The 17563-nt window shown below is 51.9% G+C and carries 16 protein-coding genes and 1 pseudogene; 9 read left to right on the top strand and 8 right to left on the bottom strand.

Features of this window, described 5'->3' with window-relative positions; translation table 11 throughout:
• Positions 1 to 707: 707 nt before the first annotated feature.
• Together EAW52_RS20945 and EAW52_RS20940 are read right to left on the bottom strand one after the other, a co-directional pair.
• Complete coding sequence (locus EAW52_RS20945) at positions 708 to 1877, bottom strand: Gfo/Idh/MocA family protein (RefSeq protein ID WP_122043922.1); 1170 nt, start codon at positions 1875 to 1877, stop codon at positions 708 to 710.
• Between the two features lie 25 nt (positions 1878 to 1902).
• Complete coding sequence (locus tag EAW52_RS20940; protein WP_122043921.1) at positions 1903 to 2826, bottom strand: TIM barrel protein; 924 nt, start codon at positions 2824 to 2826, stop codon at positions 1903 to 1905.
• 384 nt (positions 2827 to 3210) lie between these two features.
• Between EAW52_RS20940 and EAW52_RS20935 the strand changes: the two genes are divergently transcribed.
• Complete coding sequence (locus EAW52_RS20935) at positions 3211 to 4272, top strand: LacI family DNA-binding transcriptional regulator (protein ID WP_256680650.1); 1062 nt, start codon at positions 3211 to 3213, stop codon at positions 4270 to 4272.
• Positions 4273 to 4445: 173 nt separating this feature from the next.
• Positions 4446 to 4697: a DUF1654 domain-containing protein gene (locus tag EAW52_RS20930; protein WP_051370278.1), complete on the top strand. Its 252-nt coding sequence runs from the start codon at positions 4446 to 4448 to the stop codon at positions 4695 to 4697.
• A 693-nt stretch (positions 4698 to 5390) separates the two neighbouring features.
• Here EAW52_RS20930 and EAW52_RS20920 read toward each other — a convergent pair.
• Together EAW52_RS20920 and EAW52_RS20915 are read right to left on the bottom strand one after the other, a co-directional pair.
• Entirely contained in the window at positions 5391 to 5774 is a 384-nt protein-coding gene (locus EAW52_RS20920; protein WP_122043920.1) for a cupin domain-containing protein, read from the bottom strand.
• A 51-nt stretch (positions 5775 to 5825) separates the two neighbouring features.
• A complete protein-coding gene (locus EAW52_RS20915; protein ID WP_122043919.1) occupies positions 5826 to 6659 on the bottom strand; it encodes an AraC family transcriptional regulator in 834 nt (277 codons plus the stop codon).
• 394 nt (positions 6660 to 7053) lie between these two features.
• Here EAW52_RS20915 and EAW52_RS20910 point away from each other — a divergent pair, with 394 nt between their 5' ends.
• Positions 7054 to 7443 carry a tautomerase family protein gene (locus EAW52_RS20910; RefSeq protein ID WP_122043918.1) on the top strand — a complete coding sequence of 130 codons (390 nt, stop codon included), beginning with the start codon at positions 7054 to 7056 and terminating at the stop codon, positions 7441 to 7443.
• Positions 7444 to 8197: 754 nt separating this feature from the next.
• On the opposite strand, the gene EAW52_RS20900 is transcribed toward EAW52_RS20910, so the two are convergent.
• The gene (locus EAW52_RS20900) at positions 8198 to 9601 is read right to left on the bottom strand and encodes a PLP-dependent aminotransferase family protein (protein WP_122043916.1); all 1404 of its coding nucleotides are present in this window, start codon (positions 9599 to 9601) and stop codon (positions 8198 to 8200) included.
• Between the two features lie 83 nt (positions 9602 to 9684).
• Between EAW52_RS20900 and EAW52_RS20895 the strand changes: the two genes are divergently transcribed.
• From EAW52_RS20895 to EAW52_RS20885, 3 genes are read left to right on the top strand one after another with little or no spacing between them, the layout of a single operon-like run.
• Positions 9685 to 10146, top strand: coding sequence for a GNAT family N-acetyltransferase (locus EAW52_RS20895; RefSeq protein ID WP_122043915.1), 462 nt, complete (start codon positions 9685 to 9687; stop codon positions 10144 to 10146).
• Entirely contained in the window at positions 10139 to 10771 is a 633-nt protein-coding gene (locus EAW52_RS20890) for an FMN-dependent NADH-azoreductase (protein WP_122043914.1), read from the top strand. The genes EAW52_RS20895 and EAW52_RS20890 overlap by 8 nt, the downstream gene beginning before the upstream one ends.
• Before the next feature lie 31 nt (positions 10772 to 10802).
• On the top strand, positions 10803 to 11234 hold the full coding sequence (locus EAW52_RS20885; RefSeq protein WP_122043913.1) for a carboxymuconolactone decarboxylase family protein: 432 nt from the start codon (positions 10803 to 10805) through the stop codon (positions 11232 to 11234).
• 145 nt (positions 11235 to 11379) lie between these two features.
• Here EAW52_RS20885 and yghU read toward each other — a convergent pair whose 3' ends face one another.
• Positions 11380 to 12219 (bottom strand): glutathione-dependent disulfide-bond oxidoreductase, encoded by an 840-nt coding sequence (yghU, locus tag EAW52_RS20880; RefSeq protein ID WP_122043912.1) that lies wholly within the window; start codon positions 12217 to 12219, stop codon positions 11380 to 11382.
• A 687-nt stretch (positions 12220 to 12906) separates the two neighbouring features.
• On the opposite strand from yghU, the gene EAW52_RS20875 reads away from it, so the two are divergent.
• Together EAW52_RS20875 and EAW52_RS20870 are read left to right on the top strand one after the other, a co-directional pair.
• Positions 12907 to 13785 carry a glycoside hydrolase family protein gene (locus tag EAW52_RS20875; RefSeq protein ID WP_122043911.1) on the top strand — a complete coding sequence of 293 codons (879 nt, stop codon included), beginning with the start codon at positions 12907 to 12909 and terminating at the stop codon, positions 13783 to 13785.
• 269 nt (positions 13786 to 14054) lie between these two features.
• On the top strand, positions 14055 to 14426 hold the full coding sequence (locus tag EAW52_RS20870) for a hypothetical protein (protein WP_122043910.1): 372 nt from the start codon (positions 14055 to 14057) through the stop codon (positions 14424 to 14426).
• Positions 14427 to 14545: 119 nt separating this feature from the next.
• On the opposite strand, the pseudogene EAW52_RS26910 reads toward EAW52_RS20870, so the two are convergent.
• Together EAW52_RS26910 and EAW52_RS20860 are read right to left on the bottom strand one after the other, a co-directional pair.
• Positions 14546 to 14721, bottom strand: a pseudogene (locus EAW52_RS26910) (hybrid sensor histidine kinase/response regulator); the annotation flags it as partial.
• A gap of 106 nt (positions 14722 to 14827) precedes the next feature.
• Positions 14828 to 15613 (bottom strand): hypothetical protein, encoded by a 786-nt coding sequence (locus EAW52_RS20860; protein WP_162997669.1) that lies wholly within the window; start codon positions 15611 to 15613, stop codon positions 14828 to 14830.
• Positions 15614 to 16120: 507 nt separating this feature from the next.
• Here EAW52_RS20860 and EAW52_RS20855 point away from each other — a divergent pair.
• The gene (locus EAW52_RS20855; RefSeq protein ID WP_122043907.1) at positions 16121 to 17527 is read left to right on the top strand and encodes an APC family permease; all 1407 of its coding nucleotides are present in this window, start codon (positions 16121 to 16123) and stop codon (positions 17525 to 17527) included.
• Positions 17528 to 17563 lie beyond the last annotated feature (36 nt).

The following is a 17563-nucleotide window of genomic DNA, read 5'->3' as shown; positions in this document are numbered from 1 at the left end:
CGTCTCCAAGCGAGCTGCTTACCTTGCAGATAATCGCTTCACGCGCAGCAGCATGAGCATAGATGCAGGCTAGGCTGCAAGCAGAGCCCCTTAATGCTGAAGCAGCGTAAGCAGGTTTGAGGTGACCGAGTTGGTGACACGTGTTGGTCAGCACAAACACATCTACGAAGTTCTTGACCTCGCACGTTGCAGCGGGGTTAGCTGGAATCACGCCACTCAGCGCAGGTTGTACTCGCCATCCCTATATTTTGGTTTCAGCACCTCTTGCCCTTCGAAGCAGCCACTGACAGTTATGATGGTGCCAGTAAGTAAAAGCGTCCCTACTACTCTATTCGTGATCAATCTATTAGCAGCCCTTTAATAGGATGATTCTATGTCTGCAGAACAGTAAGCCTGAAGGAAACGTAAAAACGAACCTGTACCACATCCATGAAGGCTGGCTAATAAGTGGTGACATAAGAGCTCCTGCTTGCAGCTAAGGACCAAGCCAAGAGAAATCCGTCCAGACGTGTCTACATGGGTAGGGGTGGTTTTTGCGGTTGCTAGTACTGTGGTGGCTGTGACCCAGGCTATGGACCTGCTAATAATAGCGGCACTGGTTGAAGCGTGCCTTATAAAGCCAGTGGCGCGGTGTCCATGCTGTGGCCTGGATTGGGAGTAGCCGTTCTCCCCGTCCTTTACAAGGCAAGGAGGACGGCAATTTACCGTCAATAGTCAACCCATGCGCCGCCCTGATCTGCAGACTGTACGCAGCGCTCAACCCAACGCACTCCCTCGACGCCAGCATGGATGTCTGGGTAACGAAGCGTTTTTAATAGCGTGCTATCGTTACGGTCCGTCGCGTCCATGGCCAGGGCGAAGCGGTAGTAGAGATTGGCCCACGCCTCGAAGAGCCCCTCGGGGTGGCCTGCGCCGATGCGGTCGTCGATCAGGGCGTTGGCGTGGAGGTAGGTCATGCCGCGCTCCAGCGCTTGAGCTGGTTGACCCTGGATTTCGAATGAAAGCTGGTTAGGACGTTCATCCCACCATTCAAGACTGGCCCTGGAGCCGATCACGCGGACCTTCTGACCATGCATGGAACCTGCGTTTACAGCACTGGACCAGACCATGCCCATGGCACCACTGTCATATTCCATGAGGGTATAGGCATTGTCCTCCAGCGGGGCACGGCTTTTGACAAAGCTCTGGCGCGAGCACATCAAGCGCTTGATCTTCAGGTCAGGCAGCATAACTTCTGAAATATACAGCGGATGGGTACCTATATCGCCTAGTACGTAGCTAGGGCCCGCTATGCGCGGGTCCATACGCCATAGGGCGGCCCCGTTTTGTGACTCTACGGAGTCACTGTGAAAACCGTGGGCAAATTGCATGTGTACCATCCGAATTTCGCCCAGTTCGCCTTGGGCAATCATTTGGCGGGCCTGCTCGATCAGTTGATGACCGGCGTAACCATAGGTCACGCCTACGATTCTGTTTTTCGCCAAAGCTACTTCACGCAATGTTTCAGCTTCCGCCACTGTAAAGCACAGGGGCTTTTCGCAGATTACGTGCAAGCCTGCCTCCAGCGCCGCCTTGGTAATAGCGTAATGCGTGCCATTGGGTGTGGCGATGGATACCGCCTGAATACCATCTGGTCGCTGGGCCTCCTGTTCAAACAGATTGAGGTAGTCCGGGTAACAGCGTTCAGGATCGACACCTAGTGTTGTGCCAAATTCGAGGCCGCGTTTAGGATTGATATCGAATGCACCGGCCATCAAGGCAAAGTTCTGATCACGCAAGGCGGCTGAGCGATGAATATAACCGATCTGACTATCACGACCGCCTCCTACCATGGCCCAGCGGATGGAGTGGGGAATACGCTTGCTGCCATTAATCATTGTTATTGTCCTTTAGCAGAGTGGGTTAGAAACCGATCGTAGAGAGGTAGCTGCGGCTGGCCGCAACATCGTGCAGGGTGCCCTTGGCGTTGCGTGGATCGCGCTCCTGTTCGACGGTGATGTAGCCCTGATAACCCAGTGTTTGAATGAGTTCGTATAGGGCAGGGTAGTTGATGACGCCGCGTCCAATTGGGCACATGACGCCTTTGGCACAGGCATCAAAGAAGCTGATGCGTTCATCCATGACCTGATCGAATATCGCCTGGTCGATATCTTTGAAATGCAGGTAGTCAAGGCGACTTCCGTACTGGCGGAGCGTCGCTACCGGATCCATGCCGGCGTAATACAAATGGCCTGTATCCAGGCACAGACCCGCGACATCGTCGAAAATATCTTCCACCAGCTGCGCCAACTCATCGGCGAACTCGATATAGCCACCGGCGTGCGGGTGAATCACTGTTCGCACGCCGTATTCCTTCCAGCTGAGGTCGGCTATGGTACGGATGTGACTCATCATGTGCTGCCAGTCCTGCTGGGAAAGGCGTGGAGCTCGGTCAGAATGACCGGCGTTGTAGTCACGCTCTTCATGTCCCCAGTCAATTACAACCAGATAGGGCATACGGAAACGTTGACCGGGCTCCTGCTCGATAGCGGGCAGATGCGTAAGCAAGGAGCAAATGGTGTGCGTCTGCTCCAGAAGATTGGACAGGTTCCGAGGGTCAACAAGGTTATCGAAGATAGTTCCGGCAACCACATGCAAATCATGGGCGGTCAGGGCGTTGCCAACCATGTGAGCGTCAAGCGGAAGGTATCCATAAGGGCCTAGTTCAATCCCACGGTAGCCGGCCTGCGAGGCTTCGTGCAGTACGTGCTGCCAAGGGGGAAGAAAAGGGTTGTCGACGTTATCGACACCCCAGCAGCAAGGTGCAGTGGATATCTTTATGGCCATGTTGCGCTCCGAGGGTTGTTGTTATAACGGGGCTGTAGCACGTGCTCGAAAGGCTAGAAGGCTTAGAAACGTAAAGCTAGAGAAGGGGTGATGTTATCTGTCAAAACCTTTCAAATAAGTAGGGCAGGCTTTCATTTCCTATCAGAAACGCACACAGGGTATATAAGGAGACATTGAAGTCTTTCTGGTGGGCTTTAACTGGCGAGACGGGAGCACCTAAGTCTTCAGAAGGCTAAGGTTTAAGTGGCCTGTAAGCCAATCAGCTTGAGGTAAGATAGCGTGCAGGGCAGATGAAGGGCGGAGTCTCTTTGCCAAAAGCCAGTGCTATAGTCGCGACAGATATCTGTCAGAATCTGTCAAACAAGCGGCCCAGGTCATCTACCCATGTCAGAGCTTTCCAACGTCTCGTCGCGTCGTCCTACCATGGAAGATGTAGCCCGTCTGGCAGGAGTCAGCCTATCAACGGTAGACCGGGTCATTAATCTGCGGGCAAGGGTACGTGCGGACACGGCGCGGCGTATTGCCGATGCCGCAGCTCAGCTGGGTTTCCATGCACGAGGCATTATCGAACAGCGTCTGGCAGGGCAGCGGCCCATCGTACGGCTGGGCTTTTTGCTTATGAAGCAGGGCGTAGCTTTTTACCAAGGGTTAGCCGAAGCGCTCGCCGAGGCAGCGGCCGTCACGCTCAAGGCGCAGGTAAGGGTTGTGATTACCTATCTGGATGACTTTGACCCTTCTACCACGGCGCAGCGCATTCTGGCATTGCGTGGTCAGGTGGATGCACTGGGTGTTGTTGCAGCCGATCATCGTGAGGTATGTGAAGCGGTGGCCTCCTTGCGCGCAGAGGGTATGCCTGTAATCGCTCTAGTGTCTGATTTGGCAGCCTCTGCAGGTGCAGTTTATGTAGGGTTGGATAGCCGCCGGGCGGGACGTACAGCCGGCTGGTTCATTACCCAGCTGGCTCGCCAGCCAGGGGCGGTAGCACTATTGATCGGCACTCAGCGCTTCCAGTGTCAGGAGCTGTGTGAAATGAGCTTTCGAAGTTATTTGAGCGAGCGGGCCGAGGAATGGGAACTTCTGGTGCCCAGGCTTACACTGGAAGATGAAATGTTCGCTTATGAGAACACCTTGGATTTACTAAGAGGCCAGCCTGATCTGGCAGGGCTGTACGTGGCGGGAGGAGGGATAGAAGGGGTACTGCGTGCGCTCAGGGAGGTACGCGAGCGGCAAGGACGCTTACCTGTAGTGGTCTGTCATGATCTGACGCCTCTTACCCAGGCTGCCTTGAAGGATGGTCTCGTCCAGGCGGTATTGTCGCATCCGCTCGGCGTCATGGCGCAGGATGCTGTGCATGAATTGGTAAAGGCGGTTCTTGCTGCACCGGAGCTACTGCCGATGAGGCGAAATGCGCTTGCGCCGCATATCAGTACACCCGAAAGTGTGTAATCACTCCTTAGGTTAATAACTTCGTGGAGGGCTGAACATCCTGTGAGAGGACAGCCACGTACAGGATGAGTATCGGTCGCGTGACTATATGCTCGGGAGCTGGTTCATGAAACGGCTTGATCTCCACACCACAAATATAATACTGTAAATGCATACAGTATTGAGCTATGCGTATGGCTAAGAAAACCACGTCCTCTCCACCTACCCCCAAACCCTATGACTTACTTGCTATGCGTCTTCAGCGGGTTATCAACAGTCCAGCCGCACAGCGCGCAAAAACAGCCCTGCTTGAGCGGCTCGAAAGCGATCCGGATGAGGTGTGGGAGCAGATCATGGCGGAGCTTGAGGAAACCGATAACGTAACCTTGGCTTTTCGTGATGATGGGAACGTCCAGATTTTTTGGACCGTTCCGCAGGAGGGCTGATCTGAAGCCCTCTCAGTTTCTCTGCGGCTCGATTCAAAGTGATCACCTATGTATAAACATCACCTAGCTGCGCACCGTCCATGATTGATCCAGCCGTATGGTGTAGTTCTGGCTTATCAGCTAGTGCCGCATAGCTCAGCCGGGATCAGCCGTAACTCGCTCCGAGCCGGTCAGGACCTGCTGACTGCTCGGGCTGGAATAGCCCCATGGAATATTCGTCACGTTGCTTAAGGCCTATCAAGAGGATTTCAAACTTGGCGTAGGCATAGCCCATCCTGATAGATGTGCTTTAGTCCGTGCAGGGCGTACTGGATCAGCATGCGCGTGTCATTGATGGAGTAGGGCAGGTTCAAGATGGCCCCTTTCGAGTAACGGTGCTCTGACGGGCCGTGCATGCCGGTCTGGATGCTAATTCTTAGGACTTGGTAGAGTAACTGTTGCGCCCTAAGCGATCATCCTTACGGCGCCGTTCCCGCTGCTGCCTGTGAGAAACCAGATCGCTAATCAGTGCCCATGATCGATTGTCCAATTCGTAACGGCCTGCCATCTCTGGTCTTCACACGGAAAAGACAGAACAGCCTTAGCAAATCGATTTTTCATACAGAACGTAATACGTTTTGTATGAACCAGCTGGATGCTAGAGCTTTGAGCCGTGCGGCTCAAAGCTCTATTCAACTCGATCAATAACTTGTTTCAGATCCAAACGTCATTAACCGCTGTCCGCTCCCCACCTTCATGCCCAGTATTCAAAATACCCCGTGGCTCGATCAGCAGTAGCTTTACTTCTTCCTCCGTATAGGGTTTGTGCTCAACCCCTCTGGGGACCACATAGAGTTCACCCGCTTTTAGCGTCACGCTACCGGCCCGAAAGTCAATCCGAAGCGTGCCTTCAAGCACCAGAAAGGTCTCGTCTGTTTCTGGATGAGAATGCCAGATGAAATCCCCCTGGATTCGTACGACCTTAAACTGATAGCTGTTCATCTCAGCGACCACCTTGGGTGACCACTGCTCGCTAATCAGCGACAACTTCTGCAGCAGGTTGATTGACTGGTAGGGCGCTTGTTCATCAGTGCTCATGGTGCCGGCTCCTTTGTTTACGGAACCGTTACGCTAACGGGGGTGAAAGGATTACTCTTGGACGATCGTGCAGGTTTGCTGGCCTAGCATGTTCAGCCAGTGGGCTGGCGAAAGCCCGTAGCAACGTTTGAAATGGCGAGTCATATGGCTTTGGTCGAAAAAACCGGCTGCCAGGGCTGCGTCTATAAGATTAAAACCATCCAGAAGCAACTTCCGACACCTATCCAGCCGCCTAAGCGTCATGTATCGGTACGGGCTTGTGCCATACAGCGCCCGAAAATCTCGGGAAAGACTCCAGCGATCCCGCCCACTGGCATATTCAAGTTCATCCAGTGTGATGCTTGTACTATGACTTGCGTGGATATACGCGCGTGCTCGTTCTGCTGCCGGGAAGTCATAGGCTCGCCTGCCCCGACGCCTGTTACCAACAGCGTCCAGCGCCTGCGCCAAGTCGTACAACGCATCCTCTTCCTCAAGCGTCTCGAGAGGACAGTCCATCGCTTGCATAAAGGCCTCAAGCGCTCTGCAAAGACGCGGGTCGGTTGAAAGGCCCGTTGCAATGAAAGGCAGCGGCTTACCCCCCAGAATCTGCTGAATGATCGCAGGCTCGACATAGATCATCCGGTAGCGAAAGCCTGCCTCGGTACCCGCCTCGCCGTCATGCAGCTCATCCGGGTGTAGGACAAGGGTTCCGCCTGGCAGGCTATGACGCATGCTCTTCTGGTAGTGAAAGCTCTGCACGCCTGACAGGGTACGGCCAATGGCATAGGTATCATGACGGTGCGGATCGTAGCCATGACCGCTGAAATAGGCTTCTATGCGTTCTATCTTGGAAGAATAACTGCTACGCAGTACCCAGTCATAATCAGCAGCATTTCTGGTCATCTAGACACGCCTCTTCATCAGCGCAATACAGTGACTAGCCCATGCTAAAGCAATAGGCATCCTTACCCTGTTAATGGATATATATCGCTAACATAACTCTCAATCGCTCTCGCTTTTGAGATCTTTGAAGCCACGTATTACTTGTATCCCAGCATTTTATCGAAACGGTACAGCTTTACTGTAATCATTTACGAAAGGCTTGAAGACTCTCTACCAAGCTGTAATCATGCACTCATGATTACTGTTTTGTTTTCAATCAGCATGTATTGGCGCCGCTCTGTCTAAGAGCGGCCCGTCACGTATTTTCTGAATCGACAGCGCCGTCATGTTTGGCTGGTGCTGAGTTGTAACCTCCCTCCGACACGGCGGTGCTCCAACCAAGGAGAGCACACCTATGGCACAAGTAAAAATCTATGGATTGAGACGTAACCTTGAAGCTATCAGGCCTGAATTATCAGAAGCCATCCACTCATCAGTAGTCGAGGCTTTACAGTACCCTGTAGAGAAGCGCTTTCATCGTTATATCTTGCTGGATGAACTGGATTTTCTTTACCCTGCTGACCGGTCGGAACGCTATATCATTCTGGAAATAAGCATGTTCGAAGGGCGCTCGGTGCATGCAAAGAAACAGCTTATTCATCTCTTGTACAAGCAGATTATGTCAGCTACAGGTATTTCCCCTCAGGATATTGAGATTACGTTGTTTGAAACCCCTAAACATAACTGGGGAATACGAGGCATGCCTGGTGACGAACTCGGACTGAGCTATCAAGTCACAGTTTAGCCTCGAAGCTATAAACGCCAGATGGTAATACAGGAGACGTTCTTTAAGACGAATGGATCCATGGCCGTTTCGTCTGCTCATGAAGATATGATATAGCTTAAATAGATGATCAGAAATAGCCGGGAAAATCGGGCCAGATAATCTTTAGTTTAATAGTTGGTGCGTTAGCACGAGCGACTATTAGTGGCATGGCTTGTTTGAAAAGAGTATTACCAGGCGAACTATTGAGCGGGCTCTAGGAGTTTATGACGGTAGGAATAAATCTCCCGTATACAAAGATCTAGTCTGGATATTAGTCACCGTAGGTGTTCCCTCTTTGAACAGGGGACATTAGTGCGAAAGCCGCACTATTACGCTGCCGTTTTAGGCGATTGCATTGGCGAGCATGAAACAGGTAAAGGCTATACGACTGAAGCCACTGAAGCCGTAAAAATAATTAACCATGTCGGCTTTGGAGCACTTGGACTGAGACGCATCGAAGCCGATGTTAACATAGAAAATAGGGAACCCATCTAGCTCTGAAGGGATACGGGTATTACTCAATACGGACATTCCATAAAGAGCTTTAGGCTGAGAGAGGTGTGGTCTAACAGGTTGCATGTTTAGAATGCACCTTCCTTCAAAAGTTTCTCTAAAAAGCTACTATTAAAAGGAGCATAAAATTCTGAGTCACCCAATAGGTCTAACATAAACGACAAATTTATAAAATGCGTTTACCTGACGCTAAGGTTCAACCCGTATATTTTCGGGACTTCTAGATACACCTGTATAAGCGTTTGGCCAGGTCAGCTGCTTGGGTTTTGTCAGCAACGTTGGTAAAGCCCAAGAGGAGACCCGACGAAGTCCTCGAGGTCATGTACCATCTGGATAGCGCTTGTACTGACAAGCCAGTTTTCTGAGCACGGTCTGCAATCAATTTGTCGTCGTAATGAGTCCCAAGCCGCGCCAGGATGTGCATGCCGCTGGCCTGTGAATCGATCTGGATAACATCACCCGATGCGTTGCAAAGCGCCTCGATTAGAAGCGTACGGCGGAAAGCGTACAGGCTGCGCATTTTCTTGAGGTGCCGGCCGAAATGTCCTTCATCAATAAAGGCTGCAACAGTTGACTGCTGAAGGCTGGGGCAATGGTTGTGCAAGGTGTCGGCTGCATGTGCAACCCGCTCTGTCTGGGCTTCGGGTACAACTAGATAAGCCAATCTCAGCCCAGGCACCAGAACTTTGCTGAAGGTACCGATGTAGAGAACCCGCCCCTGAGCATCAAGGCTCTTGAGTGCAGGTAAGGGGTGTCCCTGATAGCGATATTCACTGTCGTAATCGTCTTCGATAATCCAGCTCTTCTGCTGCGAAGCCCATTCCAGAAGCGCTTGACGCCGTGGCAAGGAAAGAGACACCCCAAGAGGGCTTTGATGGCTTGGGGTTACGACAGCAAACCGTGCATGTGGCGCTAGATTCATACCTAACTGTACATCAAGTCCTGCAGTATCTACCGGCACTGGCGCCAGCTGCAGGCCTGCTGCCTTTAAATACTCCCGTGCAATGAAATAGCCAGGCTCCTCGAACCATCCCAGATCGCCGGTATGCAGAAGGCTGCGGTACACAAGCTCAAGACAGGCACGATAACCTGCGCAAATAAATATTTGTGCAGGCGAGCAGCTAATTCCTCTTGAAATGCCCAAATAGCCAGCTAATGCGCTTCGCAGTGATGCATGACCACACGGGTCAGGATAGGTCAGCCCCTCCAGTCCAGTCTGACGCAGCGTGCGCGTAGCCAGCCGGGTCCAGAGTTTACGGGGAAAGGCATCGAGCGCTGGTAATCCCATCTGCAGGGGCGGCGGTGCCAGACCGGTATGTATCCTTGCAGAGGGCTCTGCTGCAACCGGTGTGATCGCTGGTGATACGGCAGGTTTCAGGTCATGCGCAACTACTGTTCCTGCTGGTCCACGTGGGATCAGATACCCTTCGCCGATCAGCATTTGATATGCCGCTTCGACCGTTCCTCTGGCCAGATTCAGCTCTGCCGCCAGTGCGCGTACCGACGGAACACGATCACCGGAGCGTAGTTGTCCTTTGGCAATTGCCTCCCTAAAGCGATGATAGAGCTGCCGATAGACAGGAACTGCTCCATGGATGTCAAGAGAGCCGGTAATGATGGCCATGTCCTAGTCCATTATCCATTTCTTGACCCTATAGCCTATGCCATCAAGTACCTATAGTGCTCGCATCGTTTGGAGAACACACTATGGACAATTCTTTCGTTGTTAGATGCCTGGAGCATGAGGCACAGCAGCGGGCAGCATTCGAACTGATGCGCGAACTCAGGCCTTATCTTAATGACATAGACCAGTTTGTCAGACAGCTCGCCCGGCAAGCCCAACAGGGCTATCGCTTGTTAGGCACCTTTGAAGGTCACCACGTCATAGGCCTGGTTGGTTTTCGTGAAATGGAAAACCTAATCTACGGCCGCTTTATCTATGTGGATGACCTAATAGTGAACGCATCGAGGCGCCAGCGCGGGTTTGGCGCGGCACTGCTTGATGCTGTACGCGACGAGATTCGGACGCAAGGATGTGTTCATCTGGTATTGGATACGGGGCTGCATATGCCACTGGCGCAACGGTTTTATTTTCGTGAAGGGCTTTTGGCTAAGGGACTGCATGTCGTCCAGTCCTTACTTTTACCGGAGCATCCTGGCCATGCGTGACATTCTCCTCATCAGTGCCAGCGCACGTACAGCTCAGTCATTGGGTTACGGGCTAGCCCGCGAACTCATAGAAATCATTCAGCGTGACCAGGAGGATATGAGCACTACTTGCAGAGTCTTGATTGAGGACGGCCTTTCACCCCTAACCTGTGATTATGAAATCGCCCTGACACAACACACACCAAAAGACGACCCGGTTTTTAAGCGCTCGGAAGTACTGATCAAGGAATTAGAGTGCAGTAACCTTTTGATTATCGCTACACCCATTCACAACTTTACCGTACCTGCCTCGTTAAAGCTGTGGATTGATCAAGTCGTACGCATCGGGCGCACCTTTGAAGCCAGACCGGAGGGGAAGGTAGGACTGCTGAAGGATCGTCCGGTGTACATAATCGTTAGCTCTGGAGGCTTTCATCAAGGCTCCTGGGCGCGTCAGCCAGATTTTCTGAGTCCTTATCTGCGTCACGTCCTGAATACCATTGGCTTATTCGATGTGCACTTTATCTATCTCGAGGGGCTGGCATCGGGTGCTGACACTGCACGTGAAGCCTTGACCAGCGCGCGCCAGCAGCTAGCTCGGGAGCCTTTGTTTCACACGTTAGCGTCATCGCCAATTGAAAATTAACTCGATCTATAGTTCATGGCAGGAGAGTTTCATGAGCCAAATGCGTCTTCCTTTCGCTACCTTATCGCCAGCCGCCTATGAAGGTTTACTGACTACCAATAATGCCCTGGTCAAGGGTTCACTTGGCATTTCGCTGGTGGAGCTTGTCTATTTACGTGTTTCACAGATTAACGGCTGCGCCTATTGCCTAGGTAAACATGCCAAAGCGCTACGTGAAGCAGGCATGGCTCAGACCAAACTTGATTGCCTGGCCGGGTGGCGTATCAGCGAGCACTTTGATGCGCGGGAAAAGGCCGCCCTTGCCTGGGCGGAGATCCTTACCCATGTCTCCAGCCAGGGCGCGCCCGATGCTGTATACCAGCCGCTGAAAGAACATTTTAGCGATGCGCAAATTTCCGATCTAACCTTTGCCATTTCGCTGATGAATGCGTTCAACCGACTGGCGGTAGGGATGCAGCTCTAGCAGAAGCACTTGATAATGTGTTGGTCTTAACTGTGCAACATTCCGGCGAGCGGTGTTTAATGCAAAACAAGCAGGACGGTGACTGAAAGCAGAGCCGTTTGCTCGCGTGTCGCGTCGGCCATCTGATGGCCGACGCTGCTGAAGATCAGTCCAGATCCGACGCGTCGTGCCGCTCGGGTACTTGGTCGGTCTCTTCACCCCATGTGCGGTTGACCTTACGTCCGCGAATCACGGCGGGGCGTTTGGCAATGTCAGCTGCCCAGCGCTGCACATGAGTGTAGTCCTGCACCGAGAGAAACTCGGCGGCATTGTATAGACCACCCTGTACAAGAACGCCGTACCAGGGCCAAATGGCCATGTCGGCAATGGTGTACTCATCGCCTGCAATATAACGACGTTCGGCCAGCTGCCGATCCAGCACGTCGAGCTGGCGCTTGGTTTCCATGGCATAACGGTTGATGGGGTATTCGAGCTTTTCTGGAGCATAGGCATAAAAATGCCCAAAGCCGCCGCCTACGAAAGGGGCCGAACCCATTTGCCAGAACAGCCAGTTCAGGGTTTCGGTGCGTGCCAGTGTGTCGGTTGGTAGAAAGGCACCGAACTTTTCGGCCAGATAGACAAGAATGGCGCCCGATTCGAATACTCGAACAGGCGCGTCACCGCCGTGATCGGCGAGAGCAGGGATTTTTGAATTAGGGTTGACCTCGACAAAGCCGCTGGAGAACTGGTCGCCCTCGCCAATCTTGATCAGCCAGGCATCGTATTCGGCGCCGGTATGGCCCAAGGCAAGCAATTCCTCCAGCATGATGGTGACTTTTACGCCGTTTGGCGTAGCTAGCGAATACAACTGCAGGGGGTGCTTACCAACTGGAAGAGCCTTTTCATGTGTTGGCCCGGCTACGGGGCGATTGATATTGGCAAAGGTACCACCTGAGGCAGTGGTAGGTTTCCAGATCTTGGGTGGGACGTAAGTGGTATCACTCATGACAGTTTCCTTGGCCGGAGCTAATAAAGTGCGGTCGTCAAATGTGATGATGGGACCGCCTGACCAGCAGTACGTTTACAGTTGCGCCAGGCTATAGGCTAGCGAAAGAGCAGAGGCACTCGGCATGGTTGGAAATCAACGCCCTGATTGAGGGACAGCCGCGGGTATGACTGCATCAGCCTGACTCAACCGCTTTAAAGCGTTTCAACCGAGTATGACAGAACAGTAGCTTTATGATGAAGCCGTATCTGCTCTTTCATGATGCAGTAATCGAGCATAAGTCAACGAAGATCAAGATACCTGCCCATCGGTACTGGATACAACGAATAGACTCGGTATTCGCTTAGGATCATGTATATCGATGTTTAAGGGCATATCTTTTAAGAGCGTATATTCAATCGGTATAAAATATATAAAGGCTACTGCTTGATATATTCTTGATTTAATAGAATGGCGGCTTTGGTCAACTATTTATACAGGTATGCCGTTGTAATGATTAAACTTGGTTATGCTATAGCGAGACTTGGACCTATTTTTAATAGGTAAGGTGACTAGACTATAAAAGTCTCACCGTAATCTACTGAAATTGACCAGTTGAGCGTCAGGTTGACAGAGAATTATAGTCGCCTACGCTCCATAGATACCGTCTGAAACGGCACTCCTGAGGCATTTGTACAAGGAGAGGGGATGAGATCTTTTATACGGCGACTAGCGGTAACGCTGGGCATACTCGTTACGCTTGTAGGTTCACCATTGATTCAAGCGGACCCATCTAGTAAAAGTCCTAAACGGGGCATTGCATATGATCTAACCTCTGGAAAGGATATGAGTGCGTTATCCTCGGGCATAAGTTGGTGGTACAACTGGAGCCCCCGTCCTAGTGATGCCGTAAGTGCTTATAACTATGCGGACGTATATAAAATGGATTTCATTCCCATGGTATGGAATGGAAACTTTAATGATGGAGAGTTGCAGATGTATCTGACAGCTCATCCCACTATACGTTATCTGCTTGTGATCAACGAACCCAATCTAGTGGATCAAGCTAATTTGACGCCCCAGGCAGCAGCCGCCCTGTGGCCTCGCCTCGAGGCTATCTCCCGCAACACGGGCGTCAAGCTGGTGGGTCCGGCAATGAATTGGGGCACTCTTTCAGGCTATTCAGACCCGGTTGCGTGGCTCGACGCCTTTTTTGCTGCATACAGTTCGGCCCACGTAGGTCGAGATCCGCAAATCGATTATCTGGCATTTCATTGGTACGACTATGGGCTGCCTGGAATGCTTGATCGCCTTGCCCGCTATGGTCGGCCGTTCTGGGTTACTGAATTTGCGAATTGGCATTCTCTGCCTGACGGAGCGCAGATCGACTCCGTGGAAAAACAGAAGCAGCAGATGACCGAAATGGTCGCCCTGCTAGAATCCCGTTCTGATGTATTTCGTTATGCCTGGTTTTCCGGTCGAGTCGATAATGATGTGCATCACTCGAGTCTCCTGGCCAATGACGGCACGCTGACGGAGCTGGGCCGACACTATATATCGCTTCCATTCAATCAGGGCGCCCAGTAAATATCGTCTTTATAGCCGTTATAACAACGTGTGGACAGGCCGCTTCGACGTTTGCTCGCCCTGTAAGCAGCTAGCTTAATGAGAGAGCTGTTGCGGTTTATTCTGAGCAGCTCCTTCAGCAGGTGCCAGATTAAATGAGGTGACTGACGCCGGGGCCGGACTTGAGAGATAACTAACTTTCAACGTAATAGAAGGTATCTCGGCAAACAATTTTTTGAGTGTCAGGTTGCCTCCTACCATAGTGCTCATATCCACCTGAGCACTCAGCCATGACTCTCTCATCTCTCTTTCATAACGCCAGCATGGGCGCCTTGCTGTCCGGACTGATTCTGTTGTCAGGCTGTGCCACTTCCCAGACGGCTTATCTGCAGGACGGAACAGCTGGATACGCGGTGGAGTGCAACGGTTTGTTAGGCCATTGGTCGTTTTGCCATTCGGCAGCGGCGCTACTGTGTGGAGATGAGAGTTATCGTGTGATCAGCCGCAACCGTCTGGATGGCATCACAGAGGAAGAGGCGGAAACCCTTTCCTCCCGCGAAGCGTATCGTGAGCGCAGCATGCTCGTTCAATGTAATGGTCATCAGATCTCCTGGCGTGTAGGCCTGCTGCCACACAGATCATCCCTGGAGCGCTCCTCTTGAGACCTGACGGCTATTCAAAGCGGCTTTGTAGAGGAAAGTGTTCGCCTGCATTGTGCGAAGAGAACCTGGAGAGATGGGTCTAGCGCGACTGAACGGTGCGCTATCAGTACCTGCAAACGTCAGGCGTTCATCAGTTCGTTTACCCGGGCAGCAAGAGCATGTCGATTGCAAAAGGTTTGGTCAGTATCTGCATGCCAGGATCAAGGTGACCGTTATCAATAGCTGCGTTTTCGGCGTATCCCGTGATGAACAGGGTTTTCAGCGTAGGGCGAACTTTTCGCCCTGCATCGGTAATTGCTGACACAGATAGGGGAGTATTAATTGAATGAATATGAGCATGGCCGTTTTGCTTATGGCCATGCTCAGCGGTAGTGACTTGAGCGTCTGCTTGGGTGACCAGCTTATTGAATGACACGGGCGCTATTGCCGACTCCTGTCTGGGTCAGCGTCGTGTTACTGCCCGCATAGTGCCGTAACTGTTCCACGTGGGCATCATTAAATGTCCCGGTTTGAGACACGACTGTGTGGCTGGCGCCTTCGTACGAGGCCTGGTTTATGAAGGCGGTATTGAAATCGCCCTCTTGGTCCAGCCTTATCGAGCCGTTATATTGCCCGCTTTGTTGGATATCGGCAGCATTACCATTGCCAATCATAGTGCCGGTGATGGTCTCAGATATGGTGGCTTGATCAATATGAACGGTATTGGCATTGCCAATCACATCGTAGTCGATACTGCTTTGTTCGGCACCTTGCTCGATAGTGACGTTGTTGTCATCGCCTTGAGTATCGCTACGTATTGTGGACCCGTATCCATAAATATATTTAGCTGAAGGTATGAGGAGCTGGTTATTAGCGCCTACTTGTGATGCAGTTAAACGATTGTCAGAGCGGATGTTTTGGATATTGGCCCGGTTGTTATCGCCACTCTGAAGCAGGTCGACCTGACTATAGTAGAACTGCTGTGCCACAATTACGGCTTGATTGCCGTCGCCTTGTAATTGCCGAAGAGTGACAGTGCTATCTGAGCCTTGCTGATAAACAGTGGCTTGGCTGTTGGTTGCCGTTTGTTCGATTGATGCAGAAAGATAATCCCCTTCCTGAGTAAGTTCTGCTGTATTCATTTCCGCTAAAGCACTAAGGCTGACTGACAATAGGGCAGTGACGACAAGTGGTTTATGGCCAAACATAGCGCGCTCCATCCTTTCCATGAGAGTTGACCGGGACGAACTGAACTCTGATTCTCTGCCTGTAGCCAGGATCAGGCTATCGCTCTAAAGGGTGGAAACGATGCGGTTTACTGGTTTAAAGAATTAGCTCTAGGCCTTAATGCAAATGTTTCAATAGCACTTGTGCTGACCGTGACGTTCCAAAATCAGGTTTCGACATGACAATAGCCGCAAGACTCGCATGACCAGTCTGTAACAGGCAGGTCGATTGTTTGGCATCTTCTATCTCCCAGGCCATTTTCAGATTGCTGCCCGTGTGCGCTCACCATCGATTCGCTGAAGGCGTAGTAATGGCTCATGGCCGTGTCAACGGCTGTACGATCAAGCTGACACCCTAATGCAAAAAGGGCGGCATCCAGAGACAAGTAATCCTGGCGGCTGCGCCTCACAGTAGCAGGCATCTGTAGGCACATCGTCCTGCAGCGCAGCAGTTAATGCTCAACGCCATGATGCGGAGAGGGTGACACTATGAATTCGAAAAGTGCTTCAGTGCTTGCGAACGCCAATGTTTCTACCGGAACAACAGTACCCATAAGGAAAAAGCTGGGCTTTCTCACCATGATGTCGATCTGCGTCGGTGTGGTCATCGTGCAGGGTTCGATGATTTCAGCGACGCAGGGGATTGGCTTGGGCGGGATGGGGTTCATTGCCGCCATGCTCATTGCATTTACGCTTGCGCTATTCAATGCCATGACGTTCTCTGAATTGTCCTTGATGTATCCTCAGGCGGGGACGTTGGCTACGTACACGCAAAAGGCGATTGGTCATTTTCCCGCTATCGTGGCGGTATTTGCTGGTTATGTCGTGGTTGCAATGCTGGCACTGCCTGTGGAGATGTTTCTGGTAGATGCTATTGTCGGTCAATTGCTGCCTGGCCTGTTTCCGCCCAAGGTAGTGCCTATCGCCATTCTGATCATTCTGACGATTACCAATTTGGTAGGGGCCGATGTGTTTGCTCGGATGCAGAACATGCTGGCCTTTATTTTGGTAAGCGCCCTAGTCCTGATTGGCTTGTCTGCCGTAACGGGTTTTGTGGCACCGCACCCGGATATTACAGAAACCGGAGTGGATTGGAGCTTTGTCTCTATCCGGGATGGAAGCTTTCTGGGATTAGTCGCGCTGGCCATGTGGTTGATGGTAGGCGTCGAATTCATCTGTCCCATGATTGCAGAAGTCCATCGACCTGAACGCAATATTCCTCGTGCAATGTTCCTGTCGCTGCTGGTAATGCTGGCGATCTTTCTGACCTTTGCCGTCGGTGCGTCCTACTATCTCGGCGTCGAGACATTGACTACTTCACCGCTGCCTTATCTTGACTATGCGAATGCGGTATTTGGCAAGGCAGGTCTGCTGATTGCGACAGTCATGGCTTGTGCCGCAACGTGCAGTACCATCAACACGGTTCTTGCCGCGGTTGCACGTATGCTGCAGGGGATGGCTGAGAACGGCCAGGTTTTTCCGCAGTTCAAGTGTGTGAGCAAGCGCTTTGGAACGCCGTGGGTGGCGATTCTTTTTCTCTCTGCAATTGTTTCCTTGCCAGTATTGCTCGGCAGCATTGAATCGCTCATCACCCTGGTCATTGCTGCCTCTACCAGTTGGTTGCTGGCTTACATGGTAGCTCATATCAATGTGATCGTTCTTCGCTGGCGCATGCCTGAGCACGCTCGCCCCTACAAGACACCGTTTTACCCGTTGCCTCAATTGCTGGGCATTCTGGGGATGGGCTATGTCGCGCTCCATAACTCACCTTCGCCAGAGATAACCGAGCAGGTCTACAAGATTACCGGCGGTATTCTGCTGGTGGTCAGCCTTGTTGCGGCGTTTTGGGTAAAGGTCTACATGAAGCGCAAGCTGTTCGAGCCTGATCTTTCCTGAGCCAGCGATGCAGAAAAGGGCAAGAATGCGCCCTTT

The sequence above is a fragment of the Pseudomonas sp. LTJR-52 genome, from assembly GCF_003691465.1.
Lineage (GTDB): Bacteria > Pseudomonadota > Gammaproteobacteria > Pseudomonadales > Pseudomonadaceae > Chryseomonas > Chryseomonas luteola.
This window is presented reverse-complemented; position numbering and strand designations above follow the sequence as displayed.